The 19,551-nt window shown below is 35.8% G+C and carries 19 protein-coding genes; all 19 read right to left on the reverse strand.

Annotated elements, in window-relative coordinates; translation table 11 throughout:
- Window positions 1-109: 109 nt before the first annotated feature.
- The 19 genes from A9G38_RS10630 to rpoC all read right to left on the reverse strand — a co-directional run bounded on the left by A9G38_RS10630 (window position 110) and on the right by rpoC (window position 19,469).
- Complete coding sequence (locus A9G38_RS10630; RefSeq protein WP_141671126.1) at window positions 110-325, reverse strand: hypothetical protein; 216 nt, start codon at window positions 323-325, stop codon at window positions 110-112.
- 307 nt (window positions 326-632) lie between these two features.
- Window positions 633-1,877, reverse strand: a complete 1,245-nt coding sequence (gene fabF / locus A9G38_RS10635; RefSeq protein ID WP_034910454.1) for a beta-ketoacyl-ACP synthase II — start codon at window positions 1,875-1,877, stop codon at window positions 633-635.
- A gap of 161 nt (window positions 1,878-2,038) precedes the next feature.
- Window positions 2,039-2,272 carry an acyl carrier protein gene (acpP, locus tag A9G38_RS10640; protein WP_034910452.1) on the reverse strand — a complete coding sequence of 78 codons (234 nt, stop codon included), beginning with the start codon at window positions 2,270-2,272 and terminating at the stop codon, window positions 2,039-2,041.
- 150 nt (window positions 2,273-2,422) lie between these two features.
- Window positions 2,423-3,157: a 3-oxoacyl-ACP reductase FabG gene (fabG, locus tag A9G38_RS10645; RefSeq protein WP_034910493.1), complete on the reverse strand. Its 735-nt coding sequence runs from the start codon at window positions 3,155-3,157 to the stop codon at window positions 2,423-2,425.
- A 19-nt stretch (window positions 3,158-3,176) separates the two neighbouring features.
- Window positions 3,177-4,112, reverse strand: a complete 936-nt coding sequence (fabD, locus tag A9G38_RS10650) for an ACP S-malonyltransferase (RefSeq protein ID WP_034910450.1) — start codon at window positions 4,110-4,112, stop codon at window positions 3,177-3,179.
- Between the two features lie 35 nt (window positions 4,113-4,147).
- Window positions 4,148-5,101 carry a beta-ketoacyl-ACP synthase III gene (locus tag A9G38_RS10655; protein ID WP_034910448.1) on the reverse strand — a complete coding sequence of 318 codons (954 nt, stop codon included), beginning with the start codon at window positions 5,099-5,101 and terminating at the stop codon, window positions 4,148-4,150.
- 4 nt (window positions 5,102-5,105) lie between these two features.
- The gene (gene plsX, locus A9G38_RS10660; RefSeq protein WP_034910447.1) at window positions 5,106-6,152 is read right to left on the reverse strand and encodes a phosphate acyltransferase PlsX; all 1,047 of its coding nucleotides are present in this window, start codon (window positions 6,150-6,152) and stop codon (window positions 5,106-5,108) included.
- Between the two features lie 33 nt (window positions 6,153-6,185).
- On the reverse strand, window positions 6,186-6,353 hold the full coding sequence (rpmF, locus tag A9G38_RS10665; protein WP_025316508.1) for a 50S ribosomal protein L32: 168 nt from the start codon (window positions 6,351-6,353) through the stop codon (window positions 6,186-6,188).
- 4 nt (window positions 6,354-6,357) lie between these two features.
- A complete protein-coding gene (yceD, locus tag A9G38_RS10670) occupies window positions 6,358-6,867 on the reverse strand; it encodes a 23S rRNA accumulation protein YceD (RefSeq protein WP_034910446.1) in 510 nt (169 codons plus the stop codon).
- A 241-nt stretch (window positions 6,868-7,108) separates the two neighbouring features.
- Window positions 7,109-9,028: a BglG family transcription antiterminator gene (locus tag A9G38_RS10675; protein ID WP_034910445.1), complete on the reverse strand. Its 1,920-nt coding sequence runs from the start codon at window positions 9,026-9,028 to the stop codon at window positions 7,109-7,111.
- A gap of 3 nt (window positions 9,029-9,031) precedes the next feature.
- Window positions 9,032-9,772 (reverse strand): 2-dehydro-3-deoxy-phosphogluconate aldolase, encoded by a 741-nt coding sequence (dagF, locus tag A9G38_RS10680; protein ID WP_034910444.1) that lies wholly within the window; start codon window positions 9,770-9,772, stop codon window positions 9,032-9,034.
- A complete protein-coding gene (locus tag A9G38_RS10685; RefSeq protein WP_034910441.1) occupies window positions 9,772-10,911 on the reverse strand; it encodes a DgaE family pyridoxal phosphate-dependent ammonia lyase in 1,140 nt (379 codons plus the stop codon). Before A9G38_RS10685 ends, dagF begins: the two co-directional genes overlap by 1 nt.
- The gene (locus tag A9G38_RS10690) at window positions 10,889-12,043 is read right to left on the reverse strand and encodes an amidohydrolase/deacetylase family metallohydrolase (protein ID WP_034910438.1); all 1,155 of its coding nucleotides are present in this window, start codon (window positions 12,041-12,043) and stop codon (window positions 10,889-10,891) included. Before A9G38_RS10690 ends, A9G38_RS10685 begins: the two co-directional genes overlap by 23 nt.
- Window positions 12,044-12,101: 58 nt before the next feature.
- Window positions 12,102-12,740 carry a DUF4310 family protein gene (locus tag A9G38_RS10695; RefSeq protein WP_034910490.1) on the reverse strand — a complete coding sequence of 213 codons (639 nt, stop codon included), beginning with the start codon at window positions 12,738-12,740 and terminating at the stop codon, window positions 12,102-12,104.
- A gap of 29 nt (window positions 12,741-12,769) precedes the next feature.
- Window positions 12,770-13,522 carry a DUF4311 domain-containing protein gene (locus A9G38_RS10700; RefSeq protein WP_034910435.1) on the reverse strand — a complete coding sequence of 251 codons (753 nt, stop codon included), beginning with the start codon at window positions 13,520-13,522 and terminating at the stop codon, window positions 12,770-12,772.
- 20 nt (window positions 13,523-13,542) lie between these two features.
- Window positions 13,543-13,839, reverse strand: a complete 297-nt coding sequence (locus A9G38_RS10705) for a DUF4312 family protein (RefSeq protein WP_034910432.1) — start codon at window positions 13,837-13,839, stop codon at window positions 13,543-13,545.
- Window positions 13,840-13,852: 13 nt separating this feature from the next.
- A complete protein-coding gene (locus A9G38_RS10710) occupies window positions 13,853-14,221 on the reverse strand; it encodes an SFCGS family glycine-rich protein (RefSeq protein WP_034910428.1) in 369 nt (122 codons plus the stop codon).
- A 46-nt stretch (window positions 14,222-14,267) separates the two neighbouring features.
- Window positions 14,268-14,576, reverse strand: coding sequence for a PRD domain-containing protein (locus A9G38_RS10715; protein ID WP_034910487.1), 309 nt, complete (start codon window positions 14,574-14,576; stop codon window positions 14,268-14,270).
- 675 nt (window positions 14,577-15,251) lie between these two features.
- Window positions 15,252-19,469 carry a DNA-directed RNA polymerase subunit beta' gene (rpoC, locus tag A9G38_RS10720; protein WP_034910425.1) on the reverse strand — a complete coding sequence of 1,406 codons (4,218 nt, stop codon included), beginning with the start codon at window positions 19,467-19,469 and terminating at the stop codon, window positions 15,252-15,254.
- Between the last annotated feature and the right edge of the window lie 82 nt (window positions 19,470-19,551).

The raw sequence follows: 19,551 nt of genomic DNA on the forward strand, positions 1-19,551 counted from the left end.
TTTACCTACATGAACTTACAACAAAATGTAAAAGAAATAAAAATTCTTGATGTAAAAACCAACCAGAGTACATTTAAAGTTAGCACAATTAATCTAAAAAAGTGCAAAACTATTTACGACGTAATCCCTCTGTATTTGCTACTTTTATAACGATTTTCATCAACTCTTCATCACTGGTATTAGCTAAGCCAAATTCAGCCAGCTTGGTTGGTAAACCGACAGATTCACTGAAATTATATACAGTTTCAATCATATCTGGATCTGGATCACTATCAATTAACATTAACATTGCAAAAGTACCTATCGCTACTTTTTTCCATACCAATAATCATGTATTGCTTCTGATACAGTAAAGCCATCATGAATAGCAGGCATCTGCCGAATTTAAAGCTCCTAAAATATAAGAATAAAATTTGAACATACACTAAACATATCGTCTTCAATCAAGGAAAAAGAATATTTGTTAGTATGAATATAAAATAAGCTTTAACATTCAATTGACCAAATAAAATGTTGGAAAGATGGGGAATACGCTACATTTTTACTTAATAAAAATGGACTATTATTGACAACACATTAACAAGAAATGAATAAATTCCCACCACTTTTTGTGATGGGAAAATAATTAAAAATTATATTTTTTTAAATAGTACCGAACCATTGGTTCCGCCAAAACCAAAAGAGTTACAAAGTGCATATTCTAAATTTTTAACCTGACGCGCTGTATGAGGAACATAATCAAGATCACACCCCTCATCAGGATTATCAAGATTAATTGTCGGCGGAACAGCTTGATCACGTAATGCTAGGACAGTGAAAATTGACTCAACCGCACCAGCTGCACCCAATAAATGCCCTATCATAGATTTAGTTGAACTCACCATCACTTTGCTAGCATTTTCTTTAAAAATACTTTTTACCGCTTGGGTTTCAGCCTTATCACCAGCGGGGGTCGATGTACCATGAGCATTAATATAACCAACCTGATCTGGAGCAATACCTGCATCACGAAGTGCACATTTCATTGCTAAGGCCGCACCACTACCATCGGCTGGAGGCGAAGTCATATGATAAGCATCACCACTCATACCAAATCCAACTAGTTCAGCATAAATCTTAGCTCCGCGTTTTTTGGCGTGTTCATATTCTTCTAAGAACATGATTCCTGCACCATCACCCAACACAAAACCATCACGGTCTTTATCCCAAGGACGGCTTGCTGCTTTAGGATTGTCGTTATTAGTTGATAAAGCACGAGCTGCACCAAAACCACCGATACCCAATGGAGTACTCGCTTTTTCGCCACCACCCGCTAACATAGCATCTGCATCACCATAAGCAATCATGCGTGCAGCATGACCAATATTATGAACACCTGAAGAACAAGCTGTTGCAATAGTAATACTCGGTCCTTTTAATCCATAAATAATAGATAAGTGTCCCGCAATCATATTAACAATTGTTGATGGTACAAAAAACGGGCTAATTTTGCGTGGTCCACCATTTACTAATGCACTGTGGTTTTCTTCAATCAACCCAAGCCCACCAATACCTGAACCTATAGCACAACCGATTCGTTCTGCATTTTCATTCGTGATTTCAATGCCTGCATCTTGCATTGCCTGCATACCTGCAGCAATACCATATTGGATAAAATAATCCATTTTACGTGCATCTTTGCGTGAAATATTATAATCTTCGCCATTAAAGTTTTTAACCATCGCTGCGAAGCGCGTTGCGAAAGGGGCTGTATCAAAGTGCTCTATGAGTTCAACACCACTTTGCCCAGCTAACAAAGCTTGCCAAGTGGATTCAACTGTATTACCTACAGGAGATATCATGCCCATTCCAGTAACAACAACTCTGCGTTTAGACACATTGCCCTCCAGGAAAGGATTGAAATGAAATTTGAATCATTGAAAATTTTTATTTTGAGTTTTCTAAAGATTTATACCGACTTGTTTTTAAGTTAATAATTAAAGATATAAATATAAACTAGGCGATCATTTGACCGCCTATCATAAAAACTCTACTAACCTTATTGATTTGCAGTAATATAATCAATTGCAGATTGAACAGTTGTAATTTTTTCAGCTTCTTCGTCAGGAATTTCAGTATCAAATTCTTCCTCTAAAGCCATAACTAATTCAACTGTATCAAGAGAGTCAGCGCCAAGATCTTCAATGAAAGAAGATTCGTTTTTAACTTCTTCCTCTTTTACACCAAGTTGCTCAACAATAATTTTCTTAACTCGCTCTTCAATAGTGCTCATACTCTTTTTTTTCCTATAAAAATCGCCGAAAGTGGCGGTGAATGTAAGTTTATAAAATGTTGAAAAAGATGCCAATCATTTTTCAACCCAATTGCTTAGTTTTTGTTCAAACCGTTAAAATAATGGCTCATTTTACACTATTCTAACCAATTACACCATATACATGCCGCCATTGACATGTAAAGTTTCACCAGTAATATAAGATGCTTCATCTGATACTAAAAATGCTACTGCATTAGCTATTTCTGCTGGTTCACCTAATCGTCCAGTAGGAACTTGTGCTAATGTTAAAGATTTTTGTTCATCTGTTAATGCATCAGTCATATCAGTTGCAATAAAACCAGGTGCAACCACGTTAACAGTAATACCTCGTGATGCAACTTCACGTGCTAATGATTTACTAAAACCAATTAACCCAGCTTTAGCTGCAGCATAGTTAGCTTGGCCAGCATTTCCCATTGTGCCTACTACTGAGCCAATGGTTACAATTCTTCCATAGCGTTTTTTCATCATTGTGCGCAATAATGCTTTAGATAAGCGAAAAACAGATGTTAAATTTGTATTCAAAATATCTTGCCATTCGTCTTCTTTCATTCGCATTAATAAATTATCACGAGTAATACCTGCGTTATTAACCAAAATATCAATATCACCAAATTCAGTCTTAATTGCACTAATAACCGACTCAATTGATGTTTCATCTGTCACATTTAAAGCAAGACCTTTACCATTTGATCCTAAGTAATGGCTAATAGCTTCAGCACCTTTTTCTGTTGTTGCCGTACCAATAACAGTTGCGCCACAAGCAACTAACTTTTCTGCAATTGCTTTACCAATTCCACGACTTGCTCCCGTAACTAAAGCAATTTTTCCTGATAGGTTCATAACCACCTCTTTTACCATTTTACTTTGTGTTTTCTAATGCCGTTTCTAATGATACTTTATCATTAACCACAAGACCAGAAAGTGTATCAACAATACGTTTAGTTAATCCCGTTAATACTTTCCCAGGACCCATTTCAACTAAAATTTTTACATCTTGTTTTGCCATATATTCAACAGTTTCAGTCCAACGTACAGGGCTATAAAGCTGAGCAATTAATGCAGTTTTGATTTTTTCTGCAGATGTTTCAACTTTAACATCGACATTATTGATAACAGCAAACTTTGGTGTGTTAAATTCAATATCGTTTAATGTAGTCGCTAATTTGTCAGCTGCTGGCTTCATTAATGCACAATGTGATGGCACGCTAACAGCAAGCGGTAATGCACGCTTAGCACCCGCATCTTTACATAGTGAGCCTGCACGTTCAACAGCTTCTTTATTACCAGCAATAACTACTTGACCAGGCGAATTAAAATTCACTGGCGCAACAATCTGCCCTTGAGCCGCTTGCTCACATGCTTTGCTAATTGATTCGTTATCTAATCCAATAATAGCATACATTGCACCTGTGCCGCTTGGCACGGCTTCTTGCATTAATTTTCCGCGTAATTCGACTAATTTAATCGCATCTTTAAACTCAATCACGCCTGCACAAACTAAAGCAGAATATTCGCCTAAACTATGACCAGCCATAAAACCAGGTTGAGTACCATTAACACTTTGCCAGACTCTAAATATTGCAACAGATGAAGCAAGTAGTGCTGGCTGTGTTTGCCATGTTTTATTTAGTTCTTCAACTGGGCCTTTTTGTACTAAATCCCACAAATCATAACCTAACACATCAGAAGCTTCATCAAATGTTGATTTGACAATCGGAAAATTATCAGCAAGATCTTTTAACATACCGACAGCTTGAGAGCCTTGTCCTGGAAATACCATTGCAAATTTGGTCATTATTAAATCCTTGATCATTAAAAATACTTCATAAACTAAAATCTAATTAGTGCAGATCCCCAAACAAATCCGCCACCAAAGGCTTCTAATAAAATTAGGTGACCTCGTTGAATTCGTCCATCTCTTACACCAGTATCTAAAGCACAAGGCACAGAAGCAGCAGAAGTATTGCCCTGCTTATCTAATGTGACAATAACTTTATTCATATCCATATCTAAGCGTTTTGCGGTTGCAGAAATAATTCTTAAATTAGCTTGATGCGGAACTAACCAATCTAAATCTGCTTTATTGAGCGTGTTCTCAGTTAAAAGCTCGTCAACCAAATTTGACAGTTCTTTAACTGCCACTTTAAACACTTCATTGCCATGCATTGTCATATAAACAGGATCATTCATATTACGGCGATCAACATATGGATATTTTAATAAATCACCATAACGACCATCAGCATGAAGATGCGAAGCAATAATACCTGGTTCTTCTGATGCGCCGACAACAACCGCTCCTGCACCATCCCCAAAAATGATAATGGTGCCTCGATCATTTGGATCAACACCACGGGTTAACATGTCAGAACCAACAACTAAAGCATATTTAATTGCACCACTTTTAACATATTTGTCAGCAATATCAAGCGCATAAATAAATCCAGAACAAGCAGCTGACACGTCAAAAGCAACGACATCACCAATACCTAATTTAGCTTGTAATTCTGTTGCAGAACTTGGAAATGCATTGACCGAAGTTGCTGTTGCAACAATAATCATACCGATTTCTTTTTTATCGATATTGGCCATTTCAATTGCATTTATAGCAGCTTCATAAGCCATGCTCGTTACAGTTTCATCTGGCTCTGCGATACGTCTTTCTTTAATACCAGTACGCGTTGTGATCCATTCATCACTGGTATCAACCATCTTTTCAAGATCTGCATTAGTTCTTATCTGTTTTGGAAGATAACTCCCAGTTCCTAATATCTTTGTATACATCTAATTATTCGCTCTCGGGTAGTGCGGAAGAAAGGCTCGTTGCTATCTTCTCAGGTATATTTGTTTGTATAGCCAAAATAGCTTGTTCTATTGCTGCATAAAATGATTTTTGATTGGCACTACCGTGACTTTTAATCACAATACTTCGAAGTCCAAGCAAGCAAGCGCCATTATATCGTCCGGGATCTAAATAACCAAAATTTTTTGCAATTTTTCTTTGTAGCCATTTACTCAATAATTTCAATAATAATGAATTATGGCCTAACGATAATTTAAAAGAAGACGTAAAAATTTTTATTAAGCCTTCCACTGTTTTTAACGTTACATTACCCACAAAACCATCACAAACGAGTACATCAGTTTTACCCGTTAAAAGTTCGTTACCTTCTAAATAACCGATATAATTAATTTTGTTATTTGATTTCAAAATAGCAGAAGCCGCACGAATTTTATCCAAACCTTTAATGTCTTCTTCACCAATATTAAGTAATGCAACACGAGGATATTCAATATTAAGCACTGTTTTAGCTAAAATTTCACCCATTATCGCAAACTGAACTAACATATCACTATCACACTCAGCATTAGCTCCTAAATCCAATACTACTGTATTTTGATTGTTTAATGCTGGAACTATAGCAACGAGTGCAGGACGATCTATACCCATCAATGAATGCAAAAGTAGTTTTGACAGCCCCATTAACGCACCAGTATTACCAGCACTTACACATGCTTGAGCTTTATTATCTTTAACTAGTTCAAGCGCAATTCTCATAGAAGATCCTTGACTATTACGAATTGCATAAGAAGGTTTCATATCATTAGCTATTACTGATGTCGATTCTATCAACATTAATCGACCTTCTTGTTGGTATTGAGTAATTAACTTTGCTTTTTCTTTAGGCAAAAAAGGATTGATTTCTGTTAGACACCCTACCAGAAAAATTGAAAGAGTTGGATAATTATTTAGTGCTTGTATTGCAGCAGGAACAACAATACGAGGACCGAAGTCCCCGCTCATAGCATCTAACGCAATGGTTAGATTATCCAAAATGTCACCTGAGGATTTCTAATTACTAAATAATTATTTAGAAATCACTTTACGACCACGATAATAACCATCAGCGGTTACGTGATGACGCAAATGTGTTTTACCTGATTCATCAACTGAGATATTAGCAACAGTTAATGCATCATGAGAACGACGCATACCACGTTTTGCACGAGTTTTACGATTCTGTTGAACAGCCATGGATTTACCCCTTATTCTTTAAACTAACTAAAATTGCAAATGGATTTGTTTTTTCATTCTCAGTAGGAATTTCACCAAATACCATATCTGCCTCTGACACTTCGCAGTGTTTACTATCATGTACCGGCGCAATTGGTAACGAGAGAATAATTTCGTCCTCAAGTAACGCTAATATATCTACTTCACCAAACTCGTTCATCAAAACGGGTTCATAATGTTCCGGTAGCGTCTCTGCTTGAGCATCGCTCTTAACAGGACTAAATTTATTCGTCACATGAACTTCAGTGACAAAAGGTTTAAAACAACGTTGACAAGTTTGTTCTAACGTTAATTTTGCATCAATATTGATAATGCAGAGTTTTTGTTCATCATAATAAAAAGACAAACTACACTCAATATCACTTTTTGGGCTATCAACCCTATTTACCGATTGAAGTGGATAATATCCAATATAATCAAGTCGTTTTTGTGCCGATTTAATCGGGTCAATAGTAAATGGTAATTTATTTTGCATAAGATATGCATACTACCTTAAAAAATTTTTTTAGTGTAGTTAAAAACTACACAATGCCATAAGGCGCGCATATTACCTTTAAATCAAGGTTTCGTCAATGGGATCACACAATATAATTTGTTTGAGTTGTTGATTATTACTTTAATATTCATTTTGTTAATGATTATTTTTTTCTTGTAAAGTTTTTTCAGAAAACACCCATATTTCAGTATAAAAGTAGTTATTTTGGTATTTTCATTTATTATGATAATCGACACAAACTATCTTTCATAATCGCTCGAAAATCATCAAAAGTTCTGCTATCTAATAAACGTTTGGTAGACTTTTCTTTGACAAAATTTACAAACAAATTATATATTCGCATAGCATCTTCATATTCATCTTTGCTAATTGCTAATAAAAAAATAACATGTGCAACTTCATTTTTATCCCAAACAATACCTTGTGGTGCTAAAATAGTCGTAACTACAGTTTTTCTTGCCAACAATCCAACTGAATGAGGAATAGCAATATTTTCACCTAATAATGTAGAGACTATTTTTTCACGCTCAACAACTGATGGATAAAAATCGCTACCAACATATCCTGATTGTTCAAGCCTTACACAAATACTTTTAAAAATCTCTTTTTGTGTCACTGGTTTATCAATAATAATAAAAAACTTTTCATCAAAAAAACGTTCAATAATATAAGGCATTTTTCGATCAACCATTGCCAATCGCCCTAATTGTTCAAGCTGATAAGCTGTCGGAAATGGTGCTATTTTGACAATTTGTTTGTCTTTTTCGGTTAAGCGAACAGTTGATACAACAAAATCCTCTTCTATCTGTGTTAATTGCTCATACTCTCGATAGGAAAGTGTACGGTTAATTTGGATATGTGGAAAATCTCTCTTAATTTTTGATTCAACCATACGCAAAGTTGAGTTACTGAGCTCACTAACTAATAGAATTTGTGCAAATCTTTCATGCCCTGCACTATAATTTCGCTCCAATGCAACACCAATATGTAAGGCTAAATAACTGATTTCATCCTCTGTCATTTTTGATTCAGTGTACTTTTCTGTATTAGTTAATGCAGAAAGCGTAATATCATAAGCAAATGGATAATATTGTTTAATTTCATGCAATAAAGGATTGGTTGTTCTTATTTGATATTTTATCCTAGATAACATTGATGACGTATGAATCAGCATATCTTGGCGTAATTTAGTATCATCCCATAAATTATAGTGATATGTATCATTAATATAAGATAATATATGCTCAACTAACGCCAAACTTTTTGCTTGATTTGGGGATTCTGTTATTATTCGAGAAATAATTTGTACACACAGATAATTAAATTCCGCATCACAAAGTACACTGCCTAAAAAATATGAAAACTCTTCTGAAATTTCACGTGCAGCACTAATAACTGTTGTATTAATTTGATCAACTTGATATTCAAACAGCTCATAACCTTGAGTAATACGAGTGATAGATACAGCGCAACTGTAAAGCAAATATCCCTGTCCTTCAGCATTTAACTTTAGTTCAAAACGTTCAAGTTGGTTTTGTAAAATCTTTTCAAGATAATCTAAATCAATATCATTTAATATCGTCTGACGAAGCCTGTTTACGTTTATAGTATCTTCTGCCATATGACGTTGCCACAATATATCAGTTAAACATGCTCGAATTGATGACTCCTCTCCAACTAAGTACATCCCATAATAAGGACGATTTTCAAGAGATAAATTGTACTTATCTAAATATTGTTTAACCTCAATAACATCATTTTGTAAAGTACTGCGACTTAAAAACCACTCATCAGCGATATCATCCAATTTCACAGAATTGGACTGTGTTAAAAAAGCAATCAATAAAGCCGAAATCCTTTCTTTACTAGTTCTTGGTACTTGCTCAATTGCTTGAGTAATAGGCAATTGAGAATAACTGACTGGATCGGTTACTACAAGTTGATATCCTACATTTTTAGTATAATCAACTTGAGCACCATAACTACGTAAAACATCGTTAAGTGCTGAAACATCAGTACGAATTGTGCGAGTAGATACTGAAAAGCGATTAGCTAACTCTTGCTGAGGTAGTGTCTCTTTTTTTATAGTATCAAATAAATACGCTAATCGCTGATAAGAGAAAAGCACTTTAGATGACATCATTTATCCTACTAGTTTTTGTGTGATAGCTAAAAGTTGTTTGACATCATTGGTTCGCGTTGCACCAGTCGCTTTGTCAATAATAGAACTATAGATGTGTGGAATAATTTTTTTTACACCTGCATCTAAGGCAATTTTTAAAATTGCTTCATAATTATCTAAATCAATTCCACCTGTCGGCTCAAGATAGAAATCGTACTCAGCACAACACTTAGCCACATACTCAAATTCATCTTTATGTTTTAGACCTCCCATAGGAAAATATTTTATTGAACTGCCGCCCATATCTTTCAGTAAAGCGATAGCTGTTTCCACTGGAATAACTCCTGCTGGCGAATTTGAACTTAAAGGTCCAGTTGCAATATTAACTAAACCAACTTTACCTGTCGGCGAAACTAAACCATTAATAACAGTTTGTTTTTGCCCTAATAATGCTCTGCTAGTTGCAACACCAGTGAAAACTTGGTTAATATGCTGTGGTTGAAGTACCGCTGAAATTTCAGACACCATAATTGACTGATTTGGATCACCTGCACCAAGCCCCACAGAAATGGCATTATCGATAGCTGCTGCGTATTTTTGCATATCCGCAATCGCCGAATCATTATCTGAATAGTTTTTAGATAAGATACCAACAACTACATGATTTTGTGCCGCTTCATAAATCTCTTTTGCATTATCGATTGAATTTGCTAAAACATTTAAACAAACACGATCATTATAATAATTTGGAGTCAGTTGCATTATTTTGCTCCTTGAATAATATTTTTGATTTTGTTGTAAATAATATCGAGTTGGGCTGATGTTACACTACGCACATCGGCATCAACTTTACCTTCATTGGCTTTATATTCTCTGAAATACACTGCTATTTCGCCTTTTTTCATCAGGTCAACTATCTCAATTGCAGATTTACCTATTACACTTGCATCAAACGTTATTTCTGCACGCGCAATATCACGTCCTGCGCCATCCCAAACGACTCTGGCTGATACTCCATTAAGTGTATTTAGGCTTTCAATAAATGGCGTCATTTTAGTCACCATTTGCTGTCCTGTTTCAGTCTTTTTATCAGTAATATAAAGTTCAATAGCTTTTGTTAATCCTAAAATACCTTCTTTTCCTACTTTCATTGGTCGGCCAATACCTTGTGATTGTAGTTTTAACCATTCCACCGCCTGATGACGACCAATAACCAAACCACTAGTTGGCCCTTCGATTGCTTTAGCACCACTATAAACAACCAAATCTGCGCCTTGCTGATAATAAGTTTGTAAATCTTCTTCTGCCGCTGCATCAACAATTAATGGGACATTATGTTTTTTTGCAATTGCTGCTGTTTGTGCAACCGACAACATACTTTTTTGTACACAATGATGTGACTTAATATATAAAATTGCGGCAGTATCTGGATTAATTAGTGATTCAATATGCTCAGCCTTACACTCGTTGGCATAACCAGCTTCAACAATAATCCCTCCACCTAAAGAAACCATTGTGCCAATTGGTGCACCAAAATTAACATTATGACCTTTAGGAACAATGATTTCACGGGGGACATATTTGTCAGATGAATGTAAATTAAATAATAAATCGTGATCATCCTTAATAATTAATCCAGCAACAGCTTGGGCAATACCAGCAGAAGCACATGATACTACCACCGCATTTTCAACATTAAGCAATTTAGCAATATATTGGCCTGTTTTATCAACCAAATCTTTAATTTCAAAATATTCATTTAGCCCATGGGATACAGTATCGACCACTTCAGGCCTTGGCGTTGAAACACCTAAAATTGTCATTCGTCCTGATGCATTAATTACCTTTTTTAGGTTATATTTACTGTAAACATCTTTTTCAGTTTGAGATTCTGAGCTCATTTTTACTACCTTCTTCTGTTATTTCAATTCGTATCAAATGGTTTTTCTCATCAGCAACAATAGAGGCTAGAGGAACAAATTGCTCATCACTTTGTCTAACTTCACCTTCTGAATCTAATAATGAAACTGTTTGCTGTCTAATATCAAAAATAGTCAAATCTGCATCATAACCAACCGATAAAACACTTTTATTTTTAAGCCGCAAAACTTGTGCCACATTTTTCGTCACACTATCAATGATTCTTTTTCGACTATAACCAAGACAGATAAACTTTGTCATCACATTAGCCAGACTAAAAACTGGTCCCTGTAAACGGTTTTTAGAATAAATATCAGAGCTAATAGTATTAGGATAAATATCTAAGCATTTAGCTCGTTCTGCTACTGAAAAACTAAAACTTTCACCACCATGACCGACATCCAATATCACACCACGTTCAATTGCTCGTTTAATTGAACCACGCAGTTTATTTTGTTTATCAAAGATTTGATTGGGTTTACCATTAAAACAATGTGTAATAATGTCACCTTCTGTTAACAAATCAGCAATTTCATCAAGCTCTGGAGGATTATTGCCAACATGGATCATTAAAGGTAAACCACTCTTTTTTTGCATTTCTTTAGCTTTAATTAAGGGTAAAATGCCATTTCCACCTACTACACTACGGCTCATTCGCACTTTGATCCCAATAATAAAATCGGGATACTTAGCTAATGCCGCATCAAATAATGATAAATCAATATCTTGTAAATCGGCCAGTTCACTTTGCCTTAATAACCCGATTTTAGAAATATTTAAGAAAGAGTAAACATGTGTACTTGCTTGCTGAGCTAATTGATAAAACTCATCTACATCGATAGCTCCAATGCTACCAGCATCAACAACCGCGGTAACACCAGCTTTAACGCCGATCAAATCAGGCTCATCATGATAAATAGGTGAACGAGCAAAACAATGGGTGTGTGAATCAATCCATCCGGCACTGACATAGTGCTTATTTTGTAGATCTAAGACACGCTCAGATTGGTCTGTAATAGAACTAGCAATCGCAACAATCTTTCCATGATGAATAGCAATATCTGTTACTGATTCATCAATTTGTTTGGCATTTTTTATAATTAAATCATACATAATTTATTCCGAATCCCCTCTTTGCAATTTAATAAATTACAGAGGGGAATAACTAATATTATAAAATTGGAAATATACCACCAAAAATCATAGCACCTAAAATAGCTCCACCTGTGATTGGTTTTTTCCATACATAAAAAAGTAGCGCCCCCAATAATGAACCAGTACCAATAGGAATTGAAGCAACCATCGCAGATAAAATAATCATAGGACCAAGAAATCGTCCTGATGCATTACCTGCCCCCATCATGACATCAGCACCAAAAGTCGAACCACCACCACTATTGACAGTGAATTTACGGATAATAATAATAATTAAGCCTATAAGCACACCTAATATCAATCCAGTTGCTAACGCTGCAAAAAAATTTTCAACAGGTAAAGTATAGCCGCCAGCTAGCAGTAACGCAGGTACACCAAGCCCAATACCTGTTTGCAATGCACCACCGATATCTAAAATGCCGACCAAGGAACCTTCAATAACACGAGCAAATAAAAAACTAGCACCAAAAGCCGCAACAGCGCCATAATCGCCAGTGGTCATTCCTGATTTAAGCATAGCAACAAATGCAATTTCATTAAATGCACCAATACCGTACACATAGAATGTATGCGTTCCAGCAAAAATACCGGCAGATAATAGCCCACAAATGATAGGGAAAGACCAATCGGCATACCAAAAACTTTTATTGATCATTGTTTGTGTATTCATAATGTGTCCCTATATTATTTAAACCAATAAGATAAACCATCTCTAAACGAGTTAATCATCTTCAAATCAAAACCACGGAAATATCCACTCATAACAAATAAAATAATGACAGCAACTAACATGATTTTCATCACACGGTTCCAGCCACTATCATCTACACCTTTACCAATCAATATACCTAACACCAACCCAGGTACTGCATTGCCCATAATTAACTGTGCAAGCCCACCAAATAACGTTCCCCAAAATCCACTACGACGCCCTGCATCTAGAGCGGCTAACCAGAAAATAACGGGCATAACAGTTGCAACTAGCAAGTTAGCGGCAGGAACAAGAACCTTCGTTGCAGTAATTTTTAGCGAATCAGGAATAACCGAAGTAGTTGTATTTAAAAATAGCACCACAATCATCCCAATAAATGCACAAGCAAATGCCATTTTTTTAGGATCATGTAAGGTTTCTGCAAGATTACGATTTTTTATCATCAATAAAGCTCCACCCCAGTTAGGGATGATGCGATGATCGACGTCTTGAGTAAAAGAACCAGCAGCAACCGATGAAGCCCACGCATTAAAAAAGAACCCTAAACCAAATGAAAAGTGCGCTGCAGGATCACCTTCACAAGAATTAAGTTCACCTAATGTCCGAAACGCTCCCATCCCTTGATAAGTTGGTGCATGAAACATTCGAGCAGCTCCCGCACCAACCCCAAAACCACAAAGTCCACCGATAATAATAGACTTGAATGCAATAATTAAAATTTCCATAACTTCCCTTTTACGTTATGTTATTTTGATGTACATTTAATATCATTTAAATCAATAAAAATTAAGTTAACAGATACATCAAGCGTGATTTCATAAAATGTCTTTTTCCTTGGTAAAAAGATAAACAAAAAACGTTCTGTTGTTATCTTTTCTATTGCTGATACAACTTGAATGTCAATTGGTTCTATTCGCAACATAATATTATTAGTGTTTTTGAGTACTTCTTTCTGAACCTGACTTAAAGCTATAGCAAAAGCTCGCTGCTTAAAATCACCATGACCTTTTACTCTAACAAGTATCTGTTCTGTTTTTTTCATTCTTATTTACCGTTTATGAACGTGGATATTTTTTTAGAAATGCTTTTGCTACACGTTGCCCTAATTCTTCCGTGTCCATAAAACCAAAACCAAGAACTTTACAGCCGTCATTAATAGCTGTTTCACCTTCTTCAATTGATCGCATACCATGGCGTTGTGAATAGCCATATTTATTTTGTGCAGTAATAGCACCAGCTCCACCACTACCACAAAATGAAAGACCCAAATCGGCATTTTCTTTATTCATTACATCACCTAATTTCATATCTGCTGCCATACCTGGAATGACGATTGCACGACAACCTTCTACTGAGTTAATTCCCTCCGCAATTTTTTGCCCTTTTCCCATTCTATCGCCGATAACAATGACTACTTCTGCCATAATATTTCTCCTATTAATTATTGTTTTTTACTTGTCTAGTAATCGTTTAATTTGCTTTAGCTACTTCATAATGAACTGCCAATAAATATGCTTCTTCTATCGGTAAATTATCAAATAAGTTTATTGTTTTTCTTGCCAGTTCTAAAGATTCTTCTGAAAGTTCATCAAATAACCCAGGGTCGACTTCAGGTAATGTTTCTAATGTTTTGGCCCTTTCAACCATAGCTTTTACATGTGAAAATAACATCGCTTTTTGAACATCATTTTGTATGATTTGATGCTGTACTAACCAACTATTGATGATCGTAATGGTTTGTTCAGTAACTAACTCTGGTTCTAAATTATCCTCGATCATTCGAAATTTTATTGGGTTCATAGCTAATACATATCTCTTATTGTTTTTTGAATTGGATAGAATAAGCGTAAATCAATCAAGGCTTAATGTGGATAGAGAATTTTTCCGTCTGCAAGAGGAAATTTATTATAAAGTTTGCTAAATACAGCAATAAGCAAGAATTGTTACTCTTGATACAACTATTTATTGATTAAATCTATGTTCAATTTTGTGATTGAGATCATAAAACCCAACCTTCACAAATACATTTAAAAATACAATTTCTATAATTTGATTAATTAGATAATACTGTCATTTATACATTGAGGATAATATTCAACCCTTGTAAAAAATAGGTAAAAATTAAAAAATTAGTTTATTTTTCCAAAAAACCTCAGGTGTGCTATTGATTTTATTTAACTTTTTTAAGATTTAAAAAATTAATCTTTTTATACTTAGCTATTTATATTATGAAGACTATGAGCAAATTGTGCAAAATTAACTTAAGCTTTAAAATTCACTTTAGACGTCCACTCTGTAGAAAACAGCGCATAGCTCTCTTCTATTTTCCCTTGTGAAAGGTAAAGACGATTCATTACAACATACGTGCCTATACTTTTTTAATTTATAACTTTTATTTATCATATAAAAAAATAGCACGCTGTGCGTGCTATTTATGAATCAAATCTAATGAGACTATTGATTTTCTTCAGCAGAATTTAGTAACTCAGCTAAATTAGCTGTAGCTTCTTCAGCTGAAATTGTTGTTTGAATCTCATCCGTCGATGGCATTGCTCGTTTACGTAAACGTTCCTTATGGTAAGCATAACCTGTACCAGCTGGAATTAATCGACCAACAATTACGTTTTCTTTTAAGCCACGTAATTCGTCATTTTTACCAGCTACCGCTGCCTCAGTTAAGACGCGAGTCGTTTCTTGGAACGAAGCTGCAGAAATAAACGATTCAGTCGTTAATGATGCTTTCGTAATACCAAGTAGATCGTGTAAATAAACAATTGGTTCTTTACCTTGAGCCTCAAGTTCACGATTGATAATCTTCAAGCGTGAAACTTCAAGTTGTTCGCCTTCAAGCAAGCGAGAGCCGCCAGGATGGATAACTGTTGCTTTACGTAACATCTGACGCACGATAACTTCAATGTGTTTATCGTTAATTTTTACACCTTGTAGACGATAAACTTCTTGAACCTCGTTTACAATATAGCGTGTTACAGCATTAACACCACGTAGACGTAAAATGTCATGAGCCGATTCAGGTCCATCAGAAATTACATCTCCACGACCAACTTGTTCACCTTCAAACACGTTAAGTTGACGCCATTTTGGAATCATTTCTTCATATGGTTCACTACCATCTAACGGAGTGATAATTAAACGACGTTTACCTTTTGTTTCTTTACCAAATGAAATGATACCATCAATTTCAGCTAAAATAGCAGGCTCTTTTGGTTTACGTGCTTCAAATAGGTCAGCAACGCGAGGTAAACCACCGGTGATATCTTTGGTACCAACAGATGCTTGTGGAATACGAGCAAGTGTGTCACCAATATTGATTTCTGCACCGTCCTCTAACTGTACTAGCGCTTTACCTGGTAAAAAGTATTGTGCAAGCATTTCTGTACCAGCAAGATAGATATCTTTGCCTTTAGCATCAACAATTTTAATTGCTGGACGTAAATCTTTACCCACACCAGTACGTTCTGCCACATCTAATATCACAATAGATGATAAACCAGTTAATTCGTCAGTTTGGCGAGTAATAGTTTGCCCATCAACCATATCAACAAAACGAACAAAACCTTTTGCTTCAGAAATAACTGGCATTGTATGCGGATCCCAGTTAGCAACAGTTTCACCCGCATCAACTGTTACACCATTACCTTTACTTAAAATCGAACCGTAAGGAACTTTATAGGTTTCTTTCATTCGACCTAATTCATCAATAATAGTTAATTCAGCATTACGCGAAGTAATAACCAATTTCTTATCTGGGTTAGTTACAAATTTAGCATTAGTTAATTTAATACTACCTTTGTTTTTAACTTGCACACTTGATTCAGCAGCAGCTCGCGATGCCGCACCACCAATATGGAACGTACGCATGGTTAACTGAGTACCTGGTTCACCAATTGATTGCGCAGCAATAACACCGATGGCTTCACCTTTATTAACCAAGTGACCTCGAGCCAAATCTCGTCCATAACATTTTGCACAAACACCAAAATCAGTATCACACGAAACGACTGAACGTACTTTAACACTATCTACCGATTCAGCTTCAAGTAAGTCACATTTACTTTCATCAAGTAAAGTATTACGTGGAATTAAGATATCTGCACTACCAGGTTTTAATACATCTTCAGCTGTGACTCGACCTAATACACGCTCACGAAGTGGTTCTTTAACATCACCACCTTCGATAACTGGTGTCATGACCACACCTTCTAAGGTGCCACAGTCGTCTTCGATTACCACTAGATCTTGTGCAACGTCAACTAAACGTCGAGTTAAGTAACCTGAGTTTGCTGTTTTTAATGCAGTATCGGCAAGACCTTTACGCGCACCATGAGTAGAAATAAAGTACTGAAGTACGTTTAATCCTTCACGGAAGTTCGCTGTGATAGGTGTTTCGATAATCGAACCATCTGGTTTTGCCATCAAACCACGCATACCAGCAAGCTGACGAATCTGTGCAGCAGAACCACGTGCACCTGAGTCGGCCATCATGTAAATACTATTGAAAGAAGATTGAACTTCTTCCTCACCTTCACGGTTAATGACTTTTTCAGTTGATAAGTTATCCATCATGGCTTTAGCAACACGTTCATTAGCTGCAGCCCAAATATCGATAACTTTATTATAACGTTCACCAGCAGTTACTAAACCTGATTGGAATTGCTCTTGGATTTCAGCAACTTCAATTTCAGCTTCATTGATGATTTGTGATTTCTTAGCTGGAATCTCCATATCATCAATACCAACAGATACCCCTGAACGTGCTGCATAAGCAAATCCAGTGTACATAATTTGGTCGGCTAAAATTACCGTATCTTTCATACCTAATTGGCGATAACAAATATTTAAAATCTTAGAGATCGCTTTTTTACCAAGAGGCTGATTAATAACAGAGAAATTCATTCCTTTTGGCATAATTAACCATAGAATTGCACGACCGACAGTTGTATCAACAATCGAAGTAGTATCTTCCCACTCACCTACACTATTTCGTTGACTTTCAGTAATACGAACTTTAACCTTAGCATGCAATTCAACTAGGCCTAAACGGTATAGCTTTTCAGCTTCTTTAGGACCAGTTAATACCATGCCTTCACCTTTGGCATTAACTTTATCACGAGTCATATAGTAAAGGCCTAAAACCACATCCTGAGAAGGAACGATAATAGGTTCTCCACTTGCCGGTGAAAGAATATTGTTGGTTGACATCATTAACGCACGTGCTTCTAACTGAGCTTCTAACGTTAATGGAACGTGAACCGCCATTTGGTCACCATCAAAGTCAGCATTAAATGCCGCACAAACTAGTGGGTGTAATTGAATTGCTTTACCTTCAATTAGGATAGGTTCAAACGCTTGAATACCTAGTCTATGTAACGTTGGAGCACGGTTTAATAATACTGGATGTTCACGAATAACTTCATCTAAGATATCCCAAACAATTGCATCTTCACGCTCAACCATTTTCTTCGCAGCTTTAATGGTTGTTGCATAACCGCGACGTTCTAATTTCCCATAAATAAATGGTTTGAATAATTCAAGTGCCATTTTCTTCGGTAAACCACACTGATGCAAATGCAAGTATGGACCTACAGTAATTACAGAACGACCCGAATAGTCAACACGTTTACCTAACAAGTTTTGACGGAAACGACCTTGTTTACCTTTGATCATATCGGCAAGGGACTTTAATGGGCGTTTGTTAGAACCTGTAATTGCACGACCTCGGCGACCATTATCTAATAATGCGTCAACAGATTCTTGTAACATACGTTTTTCATTACGTACAATAATATCTGGTGCAGCTAAATCCAATAAACGTTTTAAACGGTTATTACGGTTAATAACTCTACGGTAAAGATCATTTAGATCTGATGTTGCAAAGCGCCCACCATCTAGTGGAACCAATGGACGTAAATCTGGTGGCAACACAGGTAATACGTTTAAGATCATCCATTCAGGTTTGTTTTCTGATTGAATAAATGCTTCAATAATCTTAATACGTTTAGTTAGTTTTTTACGCTTAGTTTCAGAATTAGTAGTTGCTAGCTCATCGCGTAGAGCTTCACATTCTGCTTGCACATCAATATTACGCAATAATTCTTGGATAGCTTCAGCACCCATACGAGCATCAAACTCATCACCAAACTCTTCTAACGCGTCAAGATATTGCTCTTCAGTTAAAATCTGACCTCGCTCTAAATTAGTCATGCCACCATCAAGAACCATAAATGACTCAAAATAAAGCACTCGTTCAATATCGCGAAGTGGCATATCAAGTAATAAACCGATGCGAGAAGGTAATGATTTTAAAAACCAGATATGAGCAGTTGGAGATGCAAGTTCAATGTGCCCCATACGTTCACGACGTACTTTAGCTTGAGTTACTTCAACTCCACATTTTTCACAAATAACACCACGGTGTTTTAGACGTTTATATTTTCCACATAAACATTCATAATCTTTTACTGGTCCGAAAATACGTGCACAAAACAATCCATCACGTTCAGGTTTGAACGTACGATAATTGATTGTTTCAGGTTTTTTGACTTCACCAAAAGACCATGAGCGAATCATATCAGGAGAAGCAAGGCCTATCTTGATAGCATCAAAGTCTTCAGTTTTTGTTTGTGCTTTTAGAAACTTTAATAAGTCTTTCACAATTGACTCCTATGGAGTTAAACCAATTAGATAACTTATTATTACTAATAAGTTATCCCTATAAATAGAAATCATTTAAGTT

Source organism: Gilliamella sp. Imp1-1, from assembly GCF_001690415.1.
Taxonomy (GTDB): Bacteria; Pseudomonadota; Gammaproteobacteria; order Enterobacterales; family Orbaceae; genus Gilliamella; species Gilliamella bombi.

What these genes read in the sequence shown, in the direction of transcription:
- A9G38_RS10690 (WP_034910438.1), bottom strand. Translation starts at nt 12,043, where the DNA reads ATGTATGATTTAATTATAAAAAATGCCAAACAAATTGATGAATCAGTA.
- A9G38_RS10655 (WP_034910448.1), bottom strand. Translation starts at nt 5,101, where the DNA reads ATGTATACAAAGATATTAGGAACTGGGAGTTATCTTCCAAAACAGATA.
- fabD (WP_034910450.1), bottom strand. Translation starts at nt 4,112, where the DNA reads ATGACCAAATTTGCAATGGTATTTCCAGGACAAGGCTCTCAAGCTGTC.
- A9G38_RS10685 (WP_034910441.1), bottom strand. Translation starts at nt 10,911, where the DNA reads ATGAGCTCAGAATCTCAAACTGAAAAAGATGTTTACAGTAAATATAAC.
- A9G38_RS10705 (WP_034910432.1), bottom strand. Translation starts at nt 13,839, where the DNA reads ATGAAAAAAACAGAACAGATACTTGTTAGAGTAAAAGGTCATGGTGAT.
- A9G38_RS10700 (WP_034910435.1), bottom strand. Translation starts at nt 13,522, where the DNA reads ATGGAAATTTTAATTATTGCATTCAAGTCTATTATTATCGGTGGACTT.
- dagF (WP_034910444.1), bottom strand. Translation starts at nt 9,772, where the DNA reads ATGCAACTGACTCCAAATTATTATAATGATCGTGTTTGTTTAAATGTT.
- A9G38_RS10710 (WP_034910428.1), bottom strand. Translation starts at nt 14,221, where the DNA reads ATGGCAGAAGTAGTCATTGTTATCGGCGATAGAATGGGAAAAGGGCAA.
- fabG (WP_034910493.1), bottom strand. Translation starts at nt 3,157, where the DNA reads ATGAACCTATCAGGAAAAATTGCTTTAGTTACGGGAGCAAGTCGTGGA.
- A9G38_RS10695 (WP_034910490.1), bottom strand. Translation starts at nt 12,740, where the DNA reads ATGATCAATAAAAGTTTTTGGTATGCCGATTGGTCTTTCCCTATCATT.
- yceD (WP_034910446.1), bottom strand. Translation starts at nt 6,867, where the DNA reads ATGCAAAATAAATTACCATTTACTATTGACCCGATTAAATCGGCACAA.
- A9G38_RS10675 (WP_034910445.1), bottom strand. Translation starts at nt 9,028, where the DNA reads ATGTCATCTAAAGTGCTTTTCTCTTATCAGCGATTAGCGTATTTATTT.
- acpP (WP_034910452.1), bottom strand. Translation starts at nt 2,272, where the DNA reads ATGAGCACTATTGAAGAGCGAGTTAAGAAAATTATTGTTGAGCAACTT.
- rpmF (WP_025316508.1), bottom strand. Translation starts at nt 6,353, where the DNA reads ATGGCTGTTCAACAGAATCGTAAAACTCGTGCAAAACGTGGTATGCGT.
- A9G38_RS10715 (WP_034910487.1), bottom strand. Translation starts at nt 14,576, where the DNA reads ATGATCGAGGATAATTTAGAACCAGAGTTAGTTACTGAACAAACCATT.